Consider the following 17,184-nt stretch of genomic DNA (forward strand, 5'->3'; position numbering starts at 1 on the left):
CTAAATACTTCCAGTTTGTAATCACCTGGCTGGATTTTATCTACCCCGTCGAACTGGCTAAGGTCTAATCCACTGTCATAGAAATTCATAAAGCCGCGAGAAAAGTTTACCGCTTTTTTTTCTGTTTCTGCGTTAACCTGGCCTGAAATGCACAATGCCAGAATCATTATCTGGCCAAGGGTACTTTTCGCTTTTTTGAGAAGCCTGTATTTATTATGGCGTGCGGACATTTGACCTTCCGAAAGGTAGAACGTATAAAAAGTTAAAAGTTATAGGTGCGCTTAATATATGCGCCTAAATCAGTGATATAATTGTATTTAAATATGCCGCGTCCACTCACTGCGCTCACCTGCGGAAAGTGATAAACCAGCGTTCCATAAGGGACAATCATGTCACCGGGGATCTCAATGTCTTTATTGTCGGCATTCGTTAGCCACACGCTCGTCATGCTCACGTGGAAAGGCGAATTATTGGTTCCCACCACGTCGTAGCCCTTTGCCACTTTACGCAGTTCCCACTTCAGATCGTCGCCCGCCTGCATGGGATTGCCTTTCAGGCCCGCAGGGCGATAGAAAAATTTGATCATCGTGCGGAACGCCATTTTTATCTGATTCCGATCCGCCTCTTCCGGCAGTTCAGGTGGAATATCCAGCACGTTTAGCCAGAGCAGGGTTTCGCGATCTTTCGGGTATTTTCCTGCGGCTTCCTCTGTCTGGAATATACGGAAAACTTTCCCTTTCTGACCGTTTACGCGCGCAGCGGGAGGGTTGATAAAGAACGGAAGATTCTCCTTCTCCGTCCCATCGGTTTTGTCGGTGCTGGAAAGCCAGACCTGCACCAGCTCCGGGTTTTTACTGAGGTTATTTACGCGAACGGTTTGTTCACTCTCGTTTGCATTGAATGCCACACGAGTTGTTAAAATTTGTATAGTGGCGTTGGCGCAGGGGAACCACGTCAATGTCACCATTAACATTACTTTGAGAATATTACTGACCATCAGGCTCAACGTTCCTAAATGTGGCAGGGAAAGCAGTGGGATAACTCCCACTGCTCAAAGGTCTTACTGGTACTTAATGGAATAAATGACTTCAGTGGTGACTTTACCGGCCGTTGCCGCACCGCCGGTGGCAACGTACTGCGCCCAGTAGTCGAAGCGAGCGGTATTACCCGAAATGACCGCTGTTTTCGGGTTATTGTTTGCGGTATTCAAATCCAAAACAGCTTTGCTGGAATCTAACAGACCGATTTCAACTTTATCGGCACCACCCGTGGTAACGGTGTTTTTCAGGTTACCGGTCGCGGTGTTGATATTGGTGCTCTGTGCCAGTTCGAAGAAGACGCTGGCGACTTTGTTGTTGGTGCAATTTGAGCCGCTCAGTTTAATGAAGAATGGCGTGTCTCCCGCGCGCTGACCCGCAGTGGCTAGCGCGGTGGTGCTGACGCTTGGCAGATGCACGGTGAAATCAGGAGAGGTGGATTCACCCTGTGCGTCACCGCCTGTAATAATACAGGTGGCGTCACTGATCGTTCCGTCAAAGGTAATTGTGCCATCTTCTGCCGCTGCTGCAGAACCCGCTCCCGCCAGAATGGTAAAAAGACCAATTTTTAAATATTTGTTCATAGATAATTCCATTTAGACATAAATTTTAATAAAGCGGCGGGATTGTAGGGAGTAAAAAAAGAGAAAACCACAGGATGAAACTAAATAAATTCCGAATTGAGACTGTCTCATGCTGTTTATGTATGTATGAATATGATATGAGGTGTTTTTTCCTTTGAATTACAAGGGCGAAATAGATGGTGGAATGAATTAACTATTCACTTGGAAAATATATGGATTGTAAAGATTATAATATTTTTATGGCTATGGCTTTATTTGGTGAATAGGATGGGTTGTCTATATATGTTGTATTTATGAGTCGCTTGAATTTAATGGATTCAGGCGCTATTCTTAGCGCCATACAGCATTACGATATGAAACGATCCCTTCCTCGTCGGGCTTAACGACGCGGAAGGGATTTTTTTTCACCTTTAGCAACGATCGTCTATCTATGATACGAGGACAGGACATGAGCACTTTAGGTCATCAGTACGATAACTCTCTGGTATCTAACGCGTTTGGTTTTTTACGCCTTCCGATGAACTTCCAGCCGTACGACAGTGACGCGGACTGGGTGATCACTGGCGTGCCGTTCGACATGGCAACGTCAGGCCGTGCGGGTGGCCGTCATGGTCCGGCGGCGATCCGTCAGGTTTCCACTAACCTGGCCTGGGAGCACAACCGCTTCCCGTGGAACTTCGACATGCGCGAGCGTCTGAACGTGGTGGACTGCGGTGACCTGGTGTACGCCTTTGGCGACGCGCGTGAGATGAGCGAAAAGCTGCAGGCCCACGCCGAGAAGCTGCTGGCTGCCGGCAAGCGCATGCTCTCCTTCGGCGGCGACCACTTCGTGACCCTGCCGCTGCTGCGCGCCCACGCGAAGCACTTTGGTAAAATGGCGCTGGTGCACTTCGATGCCCACACCGACACCTACGCCAACGGCTGTGAGTTTGACCACGGCACCATGTTCTTCACCGCGCCGAACGAAGGTCTGATCGACCCGAACCACTCCGTGCAGATCGGTATTCGCACTGAATTCGACAAAGACAACGGCTTCACCGTGCTGGATGCGGGTCAGGTTAACGATCGCGGTGTTGATGACATCCTGGCGCAGGTGAAGCAGATCGTGGGTGATATGCCTGTGTATCTGACCTTCGACATCGACTGCCTGGATCCGGCATTTGCACCGGGTACGGGTACGCCGGTGATCGGCGGCCTGACCTCAGACCGTGCCATCAAGCTGGTGCGCGGCCTGAAGGATCTTAACATTGTCGGGATGGACGTGGTGGAAGTGGCGCCTGCGTATGACCAGTCCGAGATCACTGCGCTGGCCGCAGCGACCCTGGCACTGGAAATGCTCTACATCCAGGCAGCCAAAAAAGGCGAATAAGCCTCTTCTGGCGTAAAAAAAACCTCTCCCTGGAGAGGTTTTTTATTGCCTTTAAAACACGTTAAACGGGTATTCCACGTAAGCGCGGATCTCGTCCCCGCCCACGTTATAATCGCTGGCGTTGCTGGAGACGCGCAGTACGGAATAGCGCAGTTTCAGTTTCAGATCCTTCGCTGGGCCATCCTGCACCTGGTACTGGATCTGATTAAACCACTCGTGCTCTTTGCCGTTGCTGGTTTCTGCGGTTTTGATGTTGTCCCCGCGCACGTAGGCGGTGGTCCAGCTCAGACCCGGCAGGCCAAGGCCACCAAAGTCTAGACCGTAGGATGCCTGCCAGGAACGTTCATCTTCGCCGTTAAAATCAGACCAGTAGGAGTTTGCCAGCCAGATGGTGTTACCGCCATCACCCACGCCGCCCTGGTCGCGGTAGCCGCCGTAGTTGTAGCCGGTGCTGCCGCTGCTCTGCTGGTACGCCACTTTGAACGTGTGAATATCCCAGATGTAGCTCGCCGCCAGGCTCCAGATAGCGTTGCTGCGGCCCGTGTCGAGGCTGTCCGCATAACTCTGGTCCAGACGGGAGTTATAACCGTTGAAGTCGAGCACCAGCTGCTGCCCGGTGCTGAACGGCTGTTTGAAGTTCAGGCCCAGATATTGCTTGTTCATTACCTCTTCATTGTGAGAGGCGTAAAACGCGCCGCTGAACTGGTCGTTGAACTGGTAGCTCGCGCCGCCGAAGGAGAGGCTCTTCAGCCCGCTGTCGTGGCGGTCGTCACTTTTACGCTGCTCGTCCGTGAAATAACCGGCGTTGATTTCCAGACCATCGATCTCTTTTGAGGTCAGCATGGTGCCGGTATAGCTTTCAAACAGCAGGCGGGAGCTGTCGGCATTCACGATAGGCAATTCTGGTCGCTGATTCCCGTAGCTCAGTACGGTATTCGAGATGCGCATTTTGGCGGTTGCGCCAAACTTTGCCAGATCGGATTTTGCCCGGCCGTCGTCTTCCTGCTTAAAGAAGTCGATGCCGCCCGCGCCGCTCTTGCCGCGGCCGCCGTCCAGGCGCACGCCGTATTGAGCAATACCGTCCACACCAAAGCCAACCGGTCCTTCGGTATAGCCGGATGCAAACGTGGCGATGATCCCCTGACCCCATTCGGCTTTGTCCTGCTGGCCCTGATGATAATCACGGCTGATATACGCATTGCGTAAAAACAGGTCCAGATGGCTGTCGTCAATAAAACCCTGGCTGTCGGATTGCTGACTTGCAGCGGCAGGTAATGCGGCAAATAAACTTAAAGCAATTAATGATAATTCTTTTTTCACGGAGGGAACGTCTCTGTCTGGATATATTAATTGAATAACTGCAGGGGGGATAATTACCGGAAAAAGTGACCTTTGCAATAATTATGTGACCGGGTGTTTCGATGTGACAGGGCAGATTTGGCGGGGCTTTCAGGGGTGTTATCGATACGTGCTGTTAAGTTAACAATTCATGCGAAATAAAAAGGAGGCAAAACTGCCTCCTTCTGAAATTATTTAATTCCGTCTGCGGCCATACGGTCGCGAATATGCTGTGCGCGTTCTTCAGAGGCAGGGTGATCGTCAAACATGGAGCTTTGACGTCCCGCTTCCAGCTTGGCCAGCTTTTCGAAGCTGGTGGCTAAACCGGATGGATTAATGCCGCGTTTGCGCAACAGATCGTAGGAGTAGTCATCCGCTTCGGACTCCTGACGCTGGGAGAACTGAGAGTTCACCAGCTTTTCACCTACGTCGCCCAGCTGTGACTGCGACAGGCTGCCAACGATACCGCCTGCAGAGGCTGCCGCTGCGCGGATGGCATTGGTGCCCAGGGCTACCTGCATCCCTTTCTTCACGTGGCCCAGGGCAACGTGGCCCATTTCATGGCCGATAACCGCTTCCACTTCGTTGTCGGTCATCATGTCCATCAGCCCGCTGTAGACGCGGATACAGCCGTTTGCCATCGCAAAGGCGTTGACGTCTTTCGCCATGTACACCTTGTAGTTCACCGGCTGGCCATTGATGTTATCGCCCAGCGCGGAAGCAATCTTATTCAGACGCTGCGTGTAGGTACTGTTAGCCGGCGCAAGCGTGGCTTTTCCGTCCATATCTTTACAGGCCTGGTCGCTCAGCGCTTTTACCTGCGCATCGCTCAGGGAATAGGCCTGAAAAGCCTCTGCGCCTGACGTCATCAGACCGTTAGAATCCATATTCTGACAGCCGCTCAGCAGGAGCGTTGTACCCAGGGCCAGCACTATTGCACGCATTTTCATGAGGTTGCTTCCGTACTCGTTAATCTGAATAAAATCCGAAAAGTGCACCGTCAGCGAAGCCGGTGTTGGGCTAAGTATAAGGAATATCTACAGGGCCGGGCGAGCAGATTGCGCAACATGCGAGCATGATCCAGAGATTTCTTAACAAGCAAAAGAATGCTCCATGTACATGACTTGCGGCTTGGGTTACATTGTTGGCACTTTTTTCCGGCGTAGCCCAAAACGCGCTGTCGTCAAGGGCATGGCCTTTAACAGTCCGATCTGGAGTTAAAATGTCCTCACGTAAAGAGCTTGCTAATGCTATTCGTGCGCTGAGCATGGACGCAGTACAGAAAGCCAAATCCGGCCACCCAGGGGCCCCTATGGGTATGGCTGATATCGCCGAAGTTCTGTGGCGCGATTTCCTGAACCACAACCCGCAGAACCCGTCATGGGCTGACCGCGACCGCTTCGTGCTGTCAAACGGCCACGGCTCTATGCTGATCTATAGCCTGCTGCACCTCACCGGCTACGATCTGCCTATCGAAGAGCTGAAAAACTTCCGTCAGCTGCACTCCAAAACTCCAGGTCACCCGGAAGTGGGCTACACCGCTGGCGTAGAAACCACCACCGGCCCGCTGGGTCAGGGTATTGCAAACGCTGTGGGTATGGCGATTGCTGAGAAGACCCTGGCGGCGCAGTTCAACCGTCCTGGCCACGACATCGTTGACCACTTCACTTACGCGTTCATGGGCGATGGCTGCATGATGGAAGGCATTTCTCACGAAGTGTGCTCCCTGGCAGGTACCCTGAAGCTGGGTAAACTGGTTGCGTTCTATGACGACAACGGTATCTCCATCGACGGTCACGTTGAAGGCTGGTTCACTGACGACACCGCTGCACGTTTCGAAGCCTACGGCTGGCACGTTGTGCGTGGCGTTGATGGCCACGATGCTGACTCGATTAAACGTGCAGTAGAAGAAGCGCGCGCAGTGACGGACAAACCGTCCCTGCTGATGTGCAAAACCATCATCGGCTTCGGTTCTCCGAACAAAGCGGGTACGCACGACTCCCACGGCGCGCCGCTGGGCGACGCGGAAATCGCCCTGACCCGCGAAGCGCTGGGCTGGAAATACCCTGCATTCGAAATCCCATCTGAGATCTATGCTCAGTGGGATGCAAAAGAAGTAGGCCAGGCAAAAGAAGCGGCATGGAACGAGAAGTTCGCTGCTTACGCGAAAGCCTTCCCACAGGAAGCGGCTGAATTCACCCGTCGTATGAAAGGTGACATGCCGTCTGACTTCGACGCGAAAGCGAACGAATTCATCGCTAAGCTGCAGGCGAACCCGTCTAAAATCGCGAGCCGTAAAGCGTCTCAGAATGCCATTGAAGCGTTCGGTCCTCTGCTGCCTGAATTCCTTGGCGGCTCCGCTGACCTGGCGCCATCTAACCTGACCCTGTGGTCCGGTTCTAAGCCAATCAACGAAGACACTGCCGGTAACTACATCCATTACGGTGTACGTGAATTCGGTATGACTGCGATTGCCAACGGTATCTCCCTGCACGGTGGTTTCCTGCCGTACACCTCTACCTTCCTGATGTTCGTTGAATATGCGCGTAACGCCGTGCGTATGGCGGCGCTGATGAAACAGCGTCAGGTGATGGTTTACACCCACGACTCCATCGGTCTGGGCGAAGACGGTCCAACTCACCAGCCGGTAGAGCAGGTGGCTTCCCTGCGCGTGACCCCGAACATGAGCACATGGCGTCCATGTGACCAGGTTGAATCCGCGGTGGCGTGGAAATACGGCGTTGAGCGTCAGGACGGTCCTACCGCGCTGATCCTCTCCCGTCAGAACCTGGCGCAGCAGGAACGTACCCCAGAGCAGCTGGCGAACATCGCGCGCGGCGGTTATGTGCTGAAAGATTGCGCGGGCCAGCCAGAGCTGATCTTCATCGCTACCGGTTCTGAAGTTGAACTGGCCGTTGCTGCATGGGAAAAACTGACTGCCGAAGGCGTGAAGGCGCGCGTGGTTTCCATGCCGTCTACCGACGCGTTCGACAAGCAGGATGCGGCTTACCGTGAATCCGTACTGCCTAAAGCGGTTTCCGCGCGTGTGGCAGTGGAAGCGGGTATCGCTGACTACTGGTTCAAATACGTGGGTCTGAACGGCGCTATCGTCGGTATGACCACCTTCGGTGAATCTGCTCCGGCAGAACTGCTGTTCGAAGAGTTCGGCTTCACCGTTGAGAACGTTGTCGCGAAGGCGAAAGAACTGCTGTAATCACCATTTTGCCCGGTGGCGCTTATGCTTACCGGGCCTACAAATGGCTCGAAAGTAGGCCGGGTAAGCGCTAGCGCGCCACCCGGCTTTTTTGTAAGCATTATTCCACCTAAAATGTGACGCAAGTCATATAGCTCGCTTATTCATCTGGACAGACATTCCTTTTATTCCCCGATTCGCTTATTCTTGCTGAAGCGTTTCAGTCGATTAAATGTTCGACAAATGACCAATCAATCGCAGTTTGTGACAGCAAGGATTCCCCTTCGGGCGTAGCTGGATTACTCTTTCAGCCACCTCAAACTCAGGGATTGCTTTGCAGGAGATCTATGACCGTACGCGTAGCGATTAACGGCTTCGGTCGCATCGGGCGTAATGTGGTTCGTGCTTTGTATGAATCCGGACGTCGGGCGGAAATGACCGTGGTGGCAATCAATGAACTGGCGGATGCTGCGGGCATGGCGCATTTGTTGAAGTATGACACCAGCCACGGACGCTTTGCCTGGGATGTGCGCCAGGAAAGAGATCAGCTTTTTGTGGGTGATGACGCTATTCGTGTGCTGCATGAGAACAGCATCTCCGGGCTACCCTGGCGTGAACTGGGTGTGGATGTGGTGCTTGACTGTACCGGTGTGTATGGCAACCGCGAACATGGCGAAGCGCATCTCGCGGCAGGTGCGAAAAAAGTCCTGTTCTCCCATCCCGGCAGTAACGACCTCGACGCGACCGTCGTGTTTGGCGTCAACCAGCATGAGCTGCAAGCCGAACACCGCATTGTTTCCAACGCCTCCTGTACCACCAACTGCATTATTCCGGTCATCAAACTGTTAGACGATGCGTATGGCATTGAGTCCGGCACCGTGACCACGATTCACTCCGCCATGCACGATCAACAGGTCATTGACGCTTACCACCCGGATTTACGGCGCACGCGTGCAGCGAGCCAGTCAATCATTCCGGTGGATACAAAGCTGGCTGCTGGGATTACCCGAATTTTTCCGCAGTTCAACGATCGTTTTGAGGCGATTGCCGTGCGCGTCCCGACGATCAACGTCACCGCGATCGACCTTAGCGTGACGGTGAAAAAACCGGTAAAAGCCTGTGAAGTCAACCTGTTGCTGCAAAAAGCGGCACAGGGGGCATTTCATGGTATAGTTGACTATACGGAATTACCGTTGGTCTCAGTAGATTTTAACCACGACCCGCACAGCGCCATCGTCGATGGCACGCAAACGAGGGTCAGTGGCGCACACCTTATCAAGACGCTGGTCTGGTGTGATAACGAATGGGGCTTTGCTAACCGAATGCTCGACACCACGTTAGCAATGGCTGCTCAAGGTTTCAGGTAAGGCGCATCGTGCGTCTGCAAAACTTTAAGAATCAACGAGAGGATTCACCATGTCTGTAATTAAGATGACCGATCTGGATCTGGCTGGTAAACGCGTTTTCATCCGTGCCGATCTGAACGTACCGGTTAAAGATGGCAAAGTGACCAGCGACGCGCGTATCCGTGCATCTCTGCCAACCATCGAACTGGCTCTGAAGCAGGGCGCGAAAGTGATGGTCACCTCCCACCTGGGTCGTCCAACTGAAGGCGAGTACAACGAAGAGTTCTCTCTGCTGCCAGTGGTTAATTACCTGAAAGACAAACTGTCCAACCCGGTTCGCCTGGTGAAAGATTACCTGGACGGCGTTGACGTTGCAGCCGGTGAACTGGTTGTGCTGGAAAACGTTCGCTTCAACAAAGGCGAGAAGAAAGACGACGAAACCCTGTCCAAAAAATACGCTGCACTGTGCGACGTATTCGTGATGGATGCATTCGGTACGGCTCACCGTGCTCAGGCGTCTACCCATGGTATCGGTAAATTCGCAGACGTAGCGTGTGCCGGTCCTCTGCTGGCTGACGAACTGGAAGCGCTGGGTAAAGCACTGAAAGAGCCTGCTCGTCCGATGGTCGCTATCGTTGGTGGTTCTAAAGTTTCTACCAAACTGACCGTTCTGGATTCTCTGTCTAAAATCGCTGACCAGCTGATCGTTGGCGGTGGTATCGCGAACACCTTCGTTGCCGCTCAGGGCCACAACGTCGGTAAATCCCTGTACGAAGCAGACCTGGTTGACGAAGCCAAACGCCTGCTGGGTACCTGTGATATCCCGGTTCCAACTGACGTTCGCGTCGCGACCGAGTTCTCCGAAACCGCAACCGCGACCCTGAAATCTGTAAACGACATCAAAGACGAAGAGCAGATTCTGGACCTGGGCGACGTTTCTGCACAGAAACTGGCTGAAATCCTCAAAAACGCAAAAACTATCCTGTGGAACGGTCCTGTTGGCGTGTTCGAATTCCCGAACTTCCGCAAAGGGACTGAAATCGTGGCTAACGCAATCGCAGACAGCGAAGCGTTCTCTATCGCAGGCGGTGGTGACACCCTGGCAGCAATCGACCTGTTCGGTATCGCTGACAAGATCTCCTACATCTCCACTGGTGGCGGCGCATTCCTCGAATTCGTGGAAGGCAAAGTACTGCCAGCAGTAGCAATGCTCGAAGAGCGCGCTAAGAAGTAAGCCATTCAAGGGCAGGGAAACCTGCCCAATTTTCAGCGCGCTTTTAAGAGCTCGCACCTTTTCTAACGGCCGAAGATACAGGACTAAGCAACATGTCTAAAATTTTTGATTTCGTAAAACCTGGCGTTATCACTGGTGATGACGTACAGAAAGTGTTCCAGGTAGCTAAAGAAAACAACTTCGCTCTGCCAGCAGTTAACTGCGTGGGTACCGACTCCATCAACGCCGTACTGGAAACTGCTGCTAAAGTTAAAGCTCCAGTTATCGTTCAGTTCTCTAACGGCGGCGCTGCGTTCATCGCAGGTAAAGGCGTGAAAACTGACATTCCTCAGGGTGCTGCAATCCTGGGTGCTATCTCTGGTGCGCACCACGTACACCAGATGGCTGAACACTACGGTGTTCCAGTTATCCTGCACACTGACCACTGCGCGAAGAAACTGCTGCCGTGGATCGACGGTCTGCTGGACGCGGGTGAAAAACACTTCGCGGCAACCGGTAAGCCACTGTTCTCTTCTCACATGATCGACCTGTCTGAAGAGTCACTGCACGAAAACATCGAAATCTGCTCCAAGTACCTGGCGCGCATGGCCAAAATGGACATGACCCTGGAAATCGAACTGGGTTGCACCGGCGGTGAAGAAGACGGCGTGGACAACAGCCACATGGACGCTTCTGCACTTTACACCCAGCCAGAAGACGTTGATTACGCTTACACCGAGCTGAGCAAAATCAGCCCACGCTTCACCATTGCAGCGTCCTTCGGTAACGTACACGGCGTTTACAAACCAGGTAACGTGGTTCTGACCCCAACTATCCTGCGTGATTCTCAGGAATACGTTTCCAAGAAACACAACCTGCCGCACAACAGCCTGAACTTCGTCTTCCACGGCGGTTCCGGTTCTTCTGCTCAGGAAATCAAAGACTCCGTAAGCTACGGCGTTGTGAAAATGAACATCGACACCGACACCCAGTGGGCAACCTGGGACGGTATCCTGCAGTACTACAAAGCGAACGAAGCTTACCTGCAGGGCCAGCTGGGCAACCCGAAAGGCGAAGACCAGCCGAACAAGAAATACTACGATCCACGCGTATGGCTGCGCGCAGCGCAGACGTCCATGGTGACCCGTCTGGAGCAGGCTTTCAAAGAACTGAACGCGATCGACGTTCTGTAATTTGAGCTGCTAACAGCATCAGAAGGCCCGCAAATGCGGGCCTTTTTTTATGCTTTTTCAATACTCTGCCAGCCCTGTTTTTGTGATCTGTTTGGCAAAGCCGGTGCTTTTTGTTTACCCTTTACTGACCTGCCTGTCTCCATGGGGGATGGATTTTGTGTTTTGGTTTAACAAAAGGAAGAATAAATGGAACAACTCGATGTTGTAGACAGCATCAATAATGCCGGTAACTGGCTGGTGCGCAACCAGGCCCTGCTGCTGAGCTATGCCGTGAACATCGTCGCGGCGATTGCCATCATCATCGTCGGGATGATCGTGGCGCGTATTGTCTCGAATACGGTTAACCGCGTAATGCTGGCCCGTCACATTGACGCCACGGTGGCAGACTTCCTCTCCGCACTGGTGCGCTACGGCATTATCGCCTTCACGCTGATTGCCGCGCTGGGCCGTGTGGGGGTGCAAACCGCCTCCGTCATTGCCGTTCTCGGTGCCGCCGGTCTGGCCATTGGTCTGGCACTGCAGGGCTCGCTTTCAAACCTGGCGGCAGGCGTGCTGCTGGTGACCTTCCGTCCGTTCCGCTCCGGCGAATACGTTGACCTTGGCGGCATTGCCGGAACCGTGCTGCAGGTGCAGATTTTCTCAACGACTATGCGTACCGTCGATGGCCGCATCGTGGTCGTGCCGAACGGGAAAATTATCGCGGGCAACATCATCAACTTCTCCCGTGAGCCGGTGCGTCGTAACGAACTGATTATCAGCGTGGCATACGACTCCGACATCGATCAGGTGAAGTCGCTGATTACCAACATCATTGCTTCTGACGATCGCATTCTGAAAGACAAAGAGCAGACGGTTCGCCTGAATGAACTCGGCGCTTCCTCCATTAACTTTGTGGTGCGTATCTGGAGTAAAAGCAGCGATCTGCAAAACGTGTACTGGGACGTGCTGGAACGCATTAAGCGCGACTTCGACGCCAACGGCATCAGTTTCCCGTATCCGCAGATGGACGTGAATCTTAAACGCGAGAAAGCCGCCGAGTAATCCCCCGACGTTGTAGGCCCGGTAATCGCTAGCGCCACCGGGCTTTACCTTCATAAGCTCCGCTAATACCCAATTAATATTATCCATTTCATCTAATGTAGTTCGCGCAGTATAGTCAGCTTCCAGAACAACACTGCGAGAAAATCATCATGCTATCTTATTATTTTCAAGGGCTTGCCTTAGGTGCAGCTATGATCCTTCCCCTCGGCCCGCAAAATGCGTTCGTGATGAATCAGGGCATCCGCCGCCAGTACCATCTGATGATTGCCCTGCTGTGCGCGGTAAGCGATTTGCTGCTGATCTGTGCCGGGATTTTTGGCGGCAGCGCGCTGCTGATGCAGTCTCCGTGGCTGCTGGCGCTGGTCACCTGGGGCGGCGTGGCGTTTCTGCTCTGGTACGGATTCGGCGCGCTGAAAACGGCGATGAGCAGCAACCTCGAACTGGCGAGCGCGGAGGTCATGAAGCAGGGCCGCTGGAAGATTATCGTCACCATGCTGGCGGTGACCTGGCTTAATCCGCATGTGTATCTCGACACCTTCGTCGTGCTGGGCAGCCTGGGCGGTCAGCTGGACGTTGAGCCGAAACGCTGGTTTGCGCTCGGTACGGTCAGCGCCTCTTTCCTGTGGTTCTTCGGTCTCGCCATTCTGGCGGCATGGCTGGCGCCCCGCCTGCGTACGGCCAAAGCCCAGCGCATCATTAATACCCTGGTCGGCCTGGTGATGTGGTTTATCGCTTTCCAGCTGGCGAAAGAGGGGATTCATCATGTCCAGGAATTGTTCAACTAATCCTTGTCTTATGGACAACTGAATAAGACCCGCTAAGCTTGCTGGCATGCGCCCTGTTATTGGGGCACTCTTCGCAACATGGAGGAATGACAGTGAAGTTTAAAGTGATGGCCCTGGCGGCATTAGTGAGTTTCGGTGCGGTGTCGGTGCAGGCAAGCGAATTGCCGGATGGCCCGCACATCGTCACGTCAGGCACCGCAAGCGTGGACGCGGTACCCGATGTTGCAACCCTGGCAATTGAGGTGAATGTGGCGGCGAAAGATGCAGCGACGGCCAAGAAGCAGGCTGACGATCGCGTTGCGCAATACCTCTCTTTCCTCGAGCAGAACGGTGTCGGTAAAAAAGATATCAACTCTGCGAACCTGCGTACTCAACCCGATTATGACTACCAGAATGGCAAAAGCATCCTGAAAGGCTACCGTGCGGTGCGTACCGTTGAAGTGACCGTGCGTCAGCTGGATAAGCTTAACTCGCTGCTGGACGGTGCGCTGAAGGCGGGCCTGAACGAGATCCGTTCCGTGTCGCTGGGCGTTGCGCAACCGGAGAAGTACAAAGACGAAGCGCGTAAAGCGGCGATTGATGATGCCATTCACCAGGCGGAACAGCTGGCTTCTGGCTTTAAGAGCAAGCTCGGTCCGGTTTACAGCGTGCGTTACCACGTCTCTAACTACCAGCCAAGCCCGATGGTTCGTATGATGAAGGCTGACGCAGCGCCGGTATCCGCTCAGGAAACTTACGAGCAGCCGACAATCCAGTTCGACGATCAGGTGGATGTGGTGTTCCAGCTTGAACCTGTTGCAGCACAGCCGAAACCGGCTCAGTAATCTGTAGGCCGGGTAAGGCGTAGCCGCCACCCGGCTTTTCTTTTTAATCCTGTCTCAATACCTTATGCCCGTACGCCAGCAGCGCGTCAGTGACGTTGCGCATCATGCGGCTTTCCGGCGCAAAACGGTGCCAGTAGAGCATCCGACGCTGATACAGCCCCGGCGTTAAGTCAATCAGCTCACCGCTTTTCAACTCTTTCTCAATCTGCAGGTGCGGGATCATGCAGCAGGTCGTGCCCTGGCGTGCAAGCTGCACGAAGGCTTCTGACGAATTCACGATATGGCACGGCACGCTGCCCGGCGGCAGGTCGAAGTTTTGCTGTAGGAACGCCTGATGCATATCGTCCAGATGGTCGAAGGCAACGGCAGGGGCTTTCAGCAGCGCCGCGCGGGTGACGCCGTTGGGGAAGTAGCGTTCCGCAAAGGCTTTTGAACCCACAAACAGATAGTCCAGGGCGCCTAACTGATCGACAAGGCAGCTTGGCAGCGCCTGAGGCTGAATACTGACCGCCCCAACCACTTCACCGCGACGCAGGCGTTCCTGGGTGCGGGTTTCGTCTTCAACCTGCAAATTCAGACGGATAGGGGAGTCCGCGAGGACCGGCGCCAGGGCCGGCAGCAGCCAGGTTGCCAGACTGTCGGCGTTGACCGCCAGAGAGAGCAGCAGCGGCGTAGAGCCCGTTTGTTCGTCACCCAGCCACTCGTCTTCCAGCAGTTCAACCTGACGCAGCAGAGCGAGGAGCTTTTGCCCTTGCTCTGTTGGACGTGGCGGCACGGTACGCACCAGCAGCGGCTGGCCGAACATGTTTTCAAGCTGTTTGATACGCTGAGAGACGGCGGACTGCGTGATGCAAAGCTTTTGCGCCGCGCGCTCAAAGCCTCGTTCACGAATAACTGCATCAAGTGCCTGTAGTGTTCTGTAGTCCGGACGTTTCATTGCTCTGGCTGGCTCCTTAATTTTGCTTATTCTGCACTATGACACAATTTTCCCTTTGTGGCAGACGAATTCCATTCGACGTGTTCTATAATGCGCCCTGAGTTTTCACACCACAGGCAAAACGATCATGACGCAGGATGAACTGAAAAAAGCAGTAGGATGGGCCGCTCTCCAGTACGTACAGCCGGGTACCATTGTCGGTGTCGGTACGGGATCAACCGCGGCACACTTTATCGATGCGCTGGGCACGATGAAGGGGCAGATCGAGGGCGCGGTTTCCAGCTCTGATGCTTCCACGGAAAAGCTGAAAAGCCTCGGCATTACCGTTTTCGATCTTAACGAAGTGGATCGTCTGGGGATTTACGTTGATGGCGCGGATGAAATCAACGGCCACATGCAGATGATCAAAGGCGGCGGCGCGGCGCTGACGCGCGAAAAAATCATCGCCTCCGTTGCGGACAAGTTTATCTGCATCGCCGACGCCTCCAAGCAGGTGGACATTCTGGGGAATTTCCCGCTGCCGGTTGAAGTGATCCCGATGGCCCGCAGCGCGGTTGCCCGTCAGCTGGTCAAGCTGGGCGGTCGTCCGGAATATCGTCAGGGCGTAGTGACCGACAACGGCAACGTGATCCTCGACGTTCACGGTCTGGAAATTCTTGACGCGATTGCGCTGGAAAACGCCATCAACGGCATTCCAGGCGTAGTGACCGTAGGGCTATTCGCCAACCGTGGCGCGGATGTGGCGCTGATCGGCACCGCTGACGGCGTGAAAACCATCGTAAAATGATCTGACGGGGGGAGTCCTCCCCCCGCTAAAAAATTTTTGAAACGCTAAATTCGGTGACTTGTGTCACGTTTTTATGCCTCTTTTGCCGATCCTTCCGCATTTGTAAATTTCCATAGCATTTTCCTCTGCCATTTTGCGCTGTATGACTTTCCTTCAGCGTACTGACGCAAACGTTCATATTGCTGCAATAGTTTTTTTTGATATGTTGGCTACAGCGGATTTATATCCAGCACAACATCAGTTCAGACAAAAACAGGGTCGGGTAAATGGCAAAGGTATCACTGGAGAAAGACAAGATTAAATTCCTGCTGGTCGAGGGCGTGCATCAAAAAGCAATCGATAGCCTTCGTGCGGCAGGTTACACCAACATCGAATTTCACAAAGGCGCGCTTGATACCGAAGAGCTGAAAGCGTCCATCCGTGATGCCCACTTCATTGGCCTGCGATCCCGTACTCACCTGACTGAAGATGTGATTGCCGCGGCGGAAAAGCTGGTGGCTATCGGCTGCTTCTGCATCGGTACCAACCAGGTTGACCTGAATGCTGCTGCGAAACGCGGTATTCCTGTCTTCAACGCCCCGTTCTCTAACACCCGTTCCGTGGCGGAGCTGGTGATTGGCGAACTGCTGCTGCTCCTGCGCGGCATTCCGGAGGCTAACGCCAAAGCACACCGCGGCGTCTGGAACAAACTGGCTGCGGGCTCCTACGAAGCCCGTGGGAAAAAACTGGGTATCATCGGCTATGGCCACATCGGTACCCAACTGGGGATTCTGGCGGAATCTCTCGGTATGCATGTCTATTTTTACGATATCGAAAGCAAGCTGCCTTTAGGCAATGCCACCCAGGTTCAACACCTGTCTGACCTGCTGAACATGAGTGACGTGGTAAGCCTGCACGTGCCGGAAAATGCCTCCACCAAAAACATGATGGGCGCAGAAGAGCTGGCGCTGATGAAGCCGGGCTCACTGCTGATTAACGCCGCGCGCGGCACGGTGGTCGATATCCCTGCGCTGTGCGATGCGCTGAAGCGTAAACATCTGGCAGGGGCGGCCATCGACGTTTTCCCAACGGAGCCCGCCACCAACAGCGATCCGTTCACCTCTCCGCTGTGCGAGTTCGACAACGTGATCCTGACGCCGCACATCGGCGGGTCTACGCAGGAAGCGCAGGAGAATATCGGTCTGGAAGTGGCAGGTAAGCTGAGCAAATACTCCGACAACGGTTCTACGCTCTCTGCGGTGAACTTCCCGGAAGTGTCTCTGCCGCTGCACGGCGGTCGTCGTCTGCTGCACATCCACGAAAACCGTCCAGGCGTGCTCACCGCGATCAACCAGATCTTTGCCGAGCAGGGCGTCAACATTGCCGCGCAGTATCTGCAGACCAACTCGCAGATGGGCTATGTGGTCATTGATATCGAAGCGGATGACGATGTGGCCGAGAAAGCGTTGCTGAGCATGAAGGCCATTCCGGGGACGATTCGCGCGCGTCTGCTTTACTGATGGTGCGGTCTGTGGTGTCGGGGGGCGCTGACGCTTAC

At 54.0% G+C, this 17,184-nt stretch carries 16 protein-coding genes; 10 read left to right on the top strand and 6 right to left on the bottom strand.

The window, feature by feature from the left end; genetic code table 11:
* The 3 genes from N6P30_RS20775 to N6P30_RS20785 form a co-directional block, all read right to left on the bottom strand.
* Window positions 1-230, bottom strand: a 230-nt coding sequence (locus tag N6P30_RS20775; protein WP_260629974.1) for a hypothetical protein, incomplete at its 3' end; no start/stop codon positions are given.
* Between the two features lie 32 nt (window positions 231-262).
* A complete protein-coding gene (locus tag N6P30_RS20780; protein WP_008499739.1) occupies window positions 263-997 on the bottom strand; it encodes a molecular chaperone in 735 nt (244 codons plus the stop codon).
* A 63-nt stretch (window positions 998-1,060) separates the two neighbouring features.
* Window positions 1,061-1,621, bottom strand: coding sequence for a fimbrial protein (locus N6P30_RS20785; protein ID WP_023294516.1), 561 nt, complete (start codon window positions 1,619-1,621; stop codon window positions 1,061-1,063).
* Between the two features lie 448 nt (window positions 1,622-2,069).
* Between N6P30_RS20785 and speB the strand changes: the two genes are divergently transcribed.
* Window positions 2,070-2,990 (top strand): agmatinase, encoded by a 921-nt coding sequence (gene speB / locus N6P30_RS20790; protein ID WP_008499737.1) that lies wholly within the window; start codon window positions 2,070-2,072, stop codon window positions 2,988-2,990.
* Between the two features lie 51 nt (window positions 2,991-3,041).
* On the opposite strand, the gene N6P30_RS20795 is transcribed toward speB, so the two are convergent.
* On the bottom strand, window positions 3,042-4,310 hold the full coding sequence (locus N6P30_RS20795; protein ID WP_008499736.1) for an OprD family outer membrane porin: 1,269 nt from the start codon (window positions 4,308-4,310) through the stop codon (window positions 3,042-3,044).
* A 209-nt stretch (window positions 4,311-4,519) separates the two neighbouring features.
* Entirely contained in the window at window positions 4,520-5,278 is a 759-nt protein-coding gene (locus tag N6P30_RS20800) for a M48 family metallopeptidase (protein WP_021242066.1), read from the bottom strand.
* A gap of 272 nt (window positions 5,279-5,550) precedes the next feature.
* On the opposite strand from N6P30_RS20800, the gene tkt reads away from it, so the two are divergent.
* The 7 genes from tkt (at window position 5,551) to N6P30_RS20835 (ending at window position 13,923) form a co-directional block, all read left to right on the top strand.
* Window positions 5,551-7,542: a transketolase gene (tkt, locus tag N6P30_RS20805; protein WP_021242065.1), complete on the top strand. Its 1,992-nt coding sequence runs from the start codon at window positions 5,551-5,553 to the stop codon at window positions 7,540-7,542.
* Window positions 7,543-7,868: 326 nt separating this feature from the next.
* A complete protein-coding gene (gene epd, locus N6P30_RS20810) occupies window positions 7,869-8,888 on the top strand; it encodes an erythrose-4-phosphate dehydrogenase (RefSeq protein WP_021242064.1) in 1,020 nt (339 codons plus the stop codon).
* A 49-nt stretch (window positions 8,889-8,937) separates the two neighbouring features.
* Window positions 8,938-10,101 (top strand): phosphoglycerate kinase, encoded by a 1,164-nt coding sequence (pgk, locus tag N6P30_RS20815; RefSeq protein ID WP_008499732.1) that lies wholly within the window; start codon window positions 8,938-8,940, stop codon window positions 10,099-10,101.
* Window positions 10,102-10,193: 92 nt separating this feature from the next.
* The gene (fbaA, locus tag N6P30_RS20820) at window positions 10,194-11,273 is read left to right on the top strand and encodes a class II fructose-bisphosphate aldolase (protein ID WP_008499731.1); all 1,080 of its coding nucleotides are present in this window, start codon (window positions 10,194-10,196) and stop codon (window positions 11,271-11,273) included.
* A gap of 186 nt (window positions 11,274-11,459) precedes the next feature.
* A complete protein-coding gene (gene mscS, locus N6P30_RS20825; RefSeq protein ID WP_008499730.1) occupies window positions 11,460-12,314 on the top strand; it encodes a small-conductance mechanosensitive channel MscS in 855 nt (284 codons plus the stop codon).
* Between the two features lie 149 nt (window positions 12,315-12,463).
* A complete protein-coding gene (argO, locus tag N6P30_RS20830; protein ID WP_021242063.1) occupies window positions 12,464-13,099 on the top strand; it encodes an arginine exporter ArgO in 636 nt (211 codons plus the stop codon).
* Between the two features lie 92 nt (window positions 13,100-13,191).
* Window positions 13,192-13,923, top strand: a complete 732-nt coding sequence (locus N6P30_RS20835) for an oxidative stress defense protein (protein ID WP_008499728.1) — start codon at window positions 13,192-13,194, stop codon at window positions 13,921-13,923.
* A 43-nt stretch (window positions 13,924-13,966) separates the two neighbouring features.
* Here the strand turns inward: N6P30_RS20835 and argP are convergent, their stop codons facing one another.
* Entirely contained in the window at window positions 13,967-14,860 is an 894-nt protein-coding gene (gene argP / locus N6P30_RS20840) for a DNA-binding transcriptional regulator ArgP (protein WP_008499727.1), read from the bottom strand.
* Window positions 14,861-14,987: 127 nt separating this feature from the next.
* Between argP and rpiA the strand changes: the two genes are divergently transcribed.
* Complete coding sequence (gene rpiA / locus N6P30_RS20845; protein ID WP_003860091.1) at window positions 14,988-15,647, top strand: ribose-5-phosphate isomerase RpiA; 660 nt, start codon at window positions 14,988-14,990, stop codon at window positions 15,645-15,647.
* A 266-nt stretch (window positions 15,648-15,913) separates the two neighbouring features.
* Entirely contained in the window at window positions 15,914-17,146 is a 1,233-nt protein-coding gene (gene serA, locus N6P30_RS20850; RefSeq protein WP_021242062.1) for a phosphoglycerate dehydrogenase, read from the top strand.
* The last annotated feature ends 38 nt before the right edge of the window (window positions 17,147-17,184 follow it).

The organism is Enterobacter sp. PL1, from assembly GCF_945957325.1.
GTDB classification, from domain to species: Bacteria; Pseudomonadota; Gammaproteobacteria; order Enterobacterales; family Enterobacteriaceae; genus Enterobacter; species Enterobacter roggenkampii.